Raw genomic sequence first — 5,202 nt, forward strand, 5'->3', positions numbered from 1 at the left:
GCCCCGGGGCGCAGGGCCGCGGCGGTGTCATCTCCGGCCATGTCAGGCCTCCAGATCAGAACTTGAAATCAGATTTCCAGCGCCCGCTCTCGGGCATTGGCGATATGGCGGTCCATCGTCGCCGTCGCCGCCACCGGATCGCGCGCCAGCAGCGCCTCGATCACCGCGATATGGTCGGCGAAGGCGGCGGGCAGGGTCACCGGGCTGAGGCGAATACGGTCGAGCTTGATCAGCCGGATACGGATCGAGTTGATGTCATAGGCCGAGATGATCAGCTCGTTCTTCGTCGCGCCGATCAGCAGCGCGTGAAAGCCCGTGTCGATCTCCTGCCCGCGCTCCAGCACCGCCTCGCTGGGGTCGACCGCGACCTGCGCAAGCACCTCGCGGTGCAGCGCGAGCTGCTCGCGGATCGCCTCGTCGGGCATTGTGCGGATGGCGTTGAGCACCGCCTCGCGCTCCAGCGCCGCGCGCATCTGGAAAGCGTCTCGGATCATCGGCAGGTCGATCGCCGGGATCTGGATCCCGCGCTGCGGCAGCACGTTGATCAGCCCCTCGGATTCGAGCCGCGGCAACAGCTCGCGCAGCGCCCCGATCGACAGGCCGAGCATGGCCACGAGGTCGCGCTGGCTGACCAGTTGGCCGGGCCTCAGGCGTCCGTCGAGAAGCGCCTTCTGGAACTGCTCGTAGCCCGATTGCCGAACCCGCCCGTCGTGGCGTTTCTGGGTCTCCTCGGCGCGGTTGCCCGGCATCAGCCTGTCTCCTGTCGTCCTGTCCTGTCGCGGCTCAGAGCGTCGCGCCCGTGAACCCCAGCTCTTCGGCCAGGCGGGCGCTCAGCCCGGCCTCCAGCGGGGCCAGCGGCGGCACGGTGCGGCGGTAGCCGTCGTCGCCGTAGCGGGCCGCTACGAGTGCCTTCAGAACCACGAGCCCGCCATGAGCGTCAACAGCCTCGATCCGCATCGCCGCGCGTTTCTCGAAGGCCGCGTCCACCTTGCCACCGCAGAGCGTGACGCTGTCCGCGGGGAAGAGGTTGACCAGCCCGCCGATCATCCCCGCGCCGCCCGCCGCGACCATGCGCGTCAGGATGCGGTCGTCACCAGTGAAGATCGACAGCTCGGGGAAGGCGCCGATCAGCTCGAGGCCGCCCTCGAGGTCGCCGGTGGAATCCTTGATGCCGATGACCAGATCGCCGAGCTTGGCCTGCACCGCACGGACCAACGCCGGGGCAAAGGTCACGCCCGAGAAATGCGGAAAGTTGTAGAGCACGATGTCGAGGGCGGGGCTGTCCGCCCTTTCGGCAACGGCGGCGTAGAACTCGGCCACCGCCGCGTCGGACGAGGGCGCGTAGTAGAACGGCGGGATGATCAGCGCCGCGCGGCAGCCAAGCTCTGCGCACGCGCGGTAGAGCCGGGCCGCGTCCTCGACGGCGGCGGCGATGATGCCGGGCACCTGCCGGGACATGTCATGCCCCGCATCCTTCATCGCCTGCAGCGCCGCGATTTTCTGGTCCGCCGAAAAGGAGGCCCCCTCGCCCGTCGTGCCGAAGGCCGAGGTGAAGGCGCAGCCCGCCTGCAGCATCGCGTCGCAATGCGAGATCAGCCGCGGCACGTCGATCTCGAGCGCCGGGGGCACCGGCGTCACCGCAGCGCCGACCACCCCCCTGAAGTCCGTGCCTGCGCGCATCCCGTTCTCCTCCGATTCACCGAACAACCAGCCGTATCGGCTTGATTGTTGTATTAATCCAATAACTGATACAATCAGTGTTTACATAGGCCACTCTGCTTTGTAAAGTCTTCAGCAATCGCCGCCGGAGGAGGGTCCGGCCATTGGCAAAGCGGCGAAAATCCTTAAACGGAATTCAGGGAGGACTGACATGACATTCACACGCACGCTGACCGCGCTTGCCCTAGGCACGGCGCTGGCGACTCCGGCGCTCGCCGCCGACCAGATCGAGATCAAGTACACCACCGCCTCGGTGCCGACCGACCTGCACACCAAGGCGATGCAGGTGTTCAAGGACGAGCTCGAGGCCCGCGTGCCCGGTCGCTTCGACGTGCAGCTCTACGATTCCGGCTCGCTGTTTGCCCAGGGCGCCGACCTCGACGCGCTGCAGCGGGGCAATGCCGAGATGACCTACCTGTCGTACCAGCTGATTGCCGACGCGATCCCCGCCTACGGGCTGCTGACCGCCGGCTACCTGTTCCAGAGCCCTGAGCATTACCGCGCTTTCCTGAATTCGGACATCGGTGCCGAGTTCAAGCAGACAGTCTCGCAAGAGATGGACGTGCAATTGCTCGACACCTGCTATCTCGGCACCCGCCAGCTCAACCTGCGCAGCGCGCGTGACGTGAGCACGCCGGAGGACCTCGCGGGGCTGAAGCTGCGCATGCCCGGCTCCGACGCCTGGCTGTTCCTCGGCAGCGCGCTCGGTGCCGCGCCGACGCCGTTGCCCTTCGGCGAGGTCTACCTCGGCCTACAGACCGGCACCATCGACGCGCAGGACAACCCACTGCCCACCGTCGAGGCCGCGAAATTCTACGAGGTCACCGAGCAGATCGTGCTGACCAGCCACCTCGTAGACGGCATCAACATCGCGATTAACAACGAGACCTGGGACCAGCTCTCGGACGAGGAAAAGACAGCGATGACCGAGGCCGCCGTCGCCTCCTGCGACTGGAACAACGCCGAGCGCGTGGCCAACGAGGAGCGGCTTGTGGACTTCTTCAAGTCCGAAGGGCTGCAGGTGACCGAGCCCGACGTGGAGGCGTTCCGCAGCCACGTGCAGGAAGTCTACTTCAGCTCTGACCGCTCGGCCGACTGGCCCGAGGGCTGGGCCGAGAAGATCAACGCCCTGGCGGAGTGATCCGCGTGACGGCCCGCACCGATCCCGAGACCGGGGCGACCCGCCCCGGCGCTCTGGAAACCCTTGGCCGCCTGCTTGCGCGGGCGGCCGATGTGGTCGGCATCGTGATGTTCCTTGCGGCTTTCGCGGGGTTCATCGTGCAGATCTTCTTCCGCTACGTGATGGGCGCGCCGCTGGTCTGGTCCGAAGAATTCGTGATGATCGCCTTCATCTGGACGGTGTTCTGGGCCGCCGCCTTCCTCGTGCCGATCCGCGAGCATGTGACCTTCGACGTGGTCTATGATGTCGTGTCCCCGCGCACGCAGCGGGTGATGGCGATTTTCACCATGGTCGTCGCGCTCGTCGCCTTCGGCTTGCTGATCCTGCCGACGCTCGACTACCTCGACTTCCTCACCCGCAAGAAAAGCCCGGTGCTCCGCCTGCCGATGCACTGGATCTACGGCTGCTACCTGCTCTTCGTCGTCGGCCTGACGCTGAAAATGCTCGGTCGCCTGCTGCGCCTCTTCGGGCCGCGCTGGCGCGACGCGCTCTGACCCCTACACATTCCAAGGGACACCAATGGAATTCTTTGCCGACAACGCCCTGCTGCTGATGATCGGGCTGCTGGTCATGATCACCGTGGCAGGTCTGCCCATGGGCCTCGCGATGATCGTTTCGAGCGTCTTCTACTTGCTGATGGCCGGGCGCGACATCGGGCTGGCCGCCGAGAACGTGCTGAACGGGGTCTTCGGAAATTTCGTCGCACTGGCGGTGCCGCTGTTCATCTTCGCCGCCAACATCATGAATGCGGGCAAGGTCTCGGACCGGCTGCTTACCTTCGCGCTGGCGCTGGTGGGCCGGGTGCCGGGCGGGCTGGCTCAGGTCAACATCCTGACCTCGCTGATCTTCTCGGGCATGTCGGGCTCGGCGATCTCGGACGCGGCGGGGGTCGGCAAGGTGATCACCGACATGATGACCAAGGACGGGCGCTACCCGCGCGGCTTTGCCGGCGCGATCACCGCGACCTCGGCCGTGGTCGGCCCGATCTTCCCGCCCTCGATCCCGATGGTGTTCTACGCGCTGATCTCCTCGACCTCGGTGGGCGCGCTGTTCCTCGGCGGCGTTATCCCGGCGATCCTGCTGGTCGTGGTGCTGGGCATCGCGGTGATGATCATGGCCAAGCTCCGCGGCTTCCCGGTCGAGGCGGCGATCCCCTGGCGTACCTTCCCGCTGGTCTTCCTGCGCGCCGCGCCGGCGCTGATGATGCCGGCGATCCTGCTGGGGGGCATCTACACCGGCGTCTTCACCCCCACCGAGGCTGCCGCGGTCTCGGCCTTCTACGCGCTGCTGCTGTCGGTCTTCGCCTATCGCGTGCTCGGACTGCGCGAGTTCCTCGACGTGGTCCGCGCCACGGTGCGCACCACGGCTGTCGTCACCATCGTTCTCTGCGGTGCCTTCATCTTCAACTACGTGGTCACCGTCGAGCGAGTGCCGGCCAGCGTCTTCGCCTTCTTCGAGAGCATGGATCTCAACGCCATCCAGCTGCTGATCCTGCTCAACCTGCTCTATCTCGCAATGGGCTGCTTCCTGGACGTGTCGACCATCATGCTGGTGGTCACCCCGCTGTTCCTGCCCTCTGCGGCGGCGCTGGGGATCGACCTGACCCATCTCGGCGTGGTGCTGGTGTTCAACATGATGATCGGGCTGATCACCCCGCCCTACGGGATATTGCTGTTCATCATCAAGGCACTGAACGGCATCCCGGTAAGCGAGATGATCCGAGAGGTCTGGGTGTTCCTGGCGATCCTAATCGCATTATTGATGTTGTTGACCTTCGTGCCGGACATCGTGCTCTGGCTGCCGCGCGCCGCTGGGATGCTCGGGTAGACAGGAGGCTCAGGCGTGCTGAGAGGGCGCAAAAAGAAGAACATCGGGATGAAAATGACGCGACATAGCTGAAGTCACATCGAACGGCGACATGCACCACCGCCAAGAAAGGGCCCGCAGTTGTCTGATCGCGCGCTCAAAGGGCGGTACGAAAACCAAGCTTTCCGCCGACTGCGACAGCTACGGGCGACCAATCGGCCGATTTGTCACGCGTTGCGCAACTTGGAGATTGCTTTCGATATGAGGCGGCGGTTGGCGACGCAAGTTGCCACCCAATCGAAAACTCGCCAAAGCGGTTGCAGCGAAATAAAATGGGGCGATCCATGTGGGCGGCGGTGTGGACTCTGATGTCGGGAAACGCGCCTGCTGATCAGCTCCCTGCGCGCTTTTCTTTCCAGCGGCCCCGTAATCAGTCGAAGACCCGAGGCACGGTGAGTGCAAATTCACTCAGCGTTCAACGCGCTGACTCATAGCCG

5 protein-coding genes are annotated in these 5,202 nt (G+C 65.2%); 3 read left to right on the forward strand and 2 right to left on the reverse strand.

Going from position 1 to position 5,202, the window contains the following annotated elements; all coding sequences use genetic code 11:
* Positions 1-68: 68 nt before the first annotated feature.
* Together ACN0Q0_RS17675 and ACN0Q0_RS17680 are read right to left on the reverse strand one after the other, a co-directional pair.
* On the reverse strand, positions 69-749 hold the full coding sequence (locus tag ACN0Q0_RS17675) for a GntR family transcriptional regulator (RefSeq protein WP_343504985.1): 681 nt from the start codon (positions 747-749) through the stop codon (positions 69-71).
* A gap of 34 nt (positions 750-783) precedes the next feature.
* The gene (locus ACN0Q0_RS17680) at positions 784-1,680 is read right to left on the reverse strand and encodes a dihydrodipicolinate synthase family protein (protein ID WP_417244502.1); all 897 of its coding nucleotides are present in this window, start codon (positions 1,678-1,680) and stop codon (positions 784-786) included.
* Between the two features lie 190 nt (positions 1,681-1,870).
* On the opposite strand from ACN0Q0_RS17680, the gene ACN0Q0_RS17685 reads away from it, so the two are divergent.
* The 3 genes from ACN0Q0_RS17685 to ACN0Q0_RS17695 are packed head-to-tail and all read left to right on the forward strand — an operon-like array spanning position 1,871 to position 4,726.
* Positions 1,871-2,860: a sialic acid TRAP transporter substrate-binding protein SiaP gene (locus ACN0Q0_RS17685; RefSeq protein ID WP_343504987.1), complete on the forward strand. Its 990-nt coding sequence runs from the start codon at positions 1,871-1,873 to the stop codon at positions 2,858-2,860.
* A 5-nt stretch (positions 2,861-2,865) separates the two neighbouring features.
* A complete protein-coding gene (locus ACN0Q0_RS17690) occupies positions 2,866-3,393 on the forward strand; it encodes a TRAP transporter small permease (protein ID WP_343504988.1) in 528 nt (175 codons plus the stop codon).
* Positions 3,394-3,418: 25 nt separating this feature from the next.
* Positions 3,419-4,726: a TRAP transporter large permease gene (locus tag ACN0Q0_RS17695; protein WP_343504989.1), complete on the forward strand. Its 1,308-nt coding sequence runs from the start codon at positions 3,419-3,421 to the stop codon at positions 4,724-4,726.
* Positions 4,727-5,202: the final 476 nt, after the last annotated feature.

This window comes from Celeribacter sp. (genome assembly GCF_048259695.1).
GTDB lineage: Bacteria > Pseudomonadota > Alphaproteobacteria > Rhodobacterales > Rhodobacteraceae > Celeribacter.

What these genes read in the sequence shown, in the direction of transcription:
- ACN0Q0_RS17675 (WP_343504985.1), bottom strand. Translation starts at nt 749, where the DNA reads ATGCCGGGCAACCGCGCCGAGGAGACCCAGAAACGCCACGACGGGCGG.
- ACN0Q0_RS17680 (WP_417244502.1), bottom strand. Translation starts at nt 1,680, where the DNA reads ATGCGCGCAGGCACGGACTTCAGGGGGGTGGTCGGCGCTGCGGTGACG.
- ACN0Q0_RS17685 (WP_343504987.1), top strand. Translation starts at nt 1,871, where the DNA reads ATGACATTCACACGCACGCTGACCGCGCTTGCCCTAGGCACGGCGCTG.
- ACN0Q0_RS17695 (WP_343504989.1), top strand. Translation starts at nt 3,419, where the DNA reads ATGGAATTCTTTGCCGACAACGCCCTGCTGCTGATGATCGGGCTGCTG.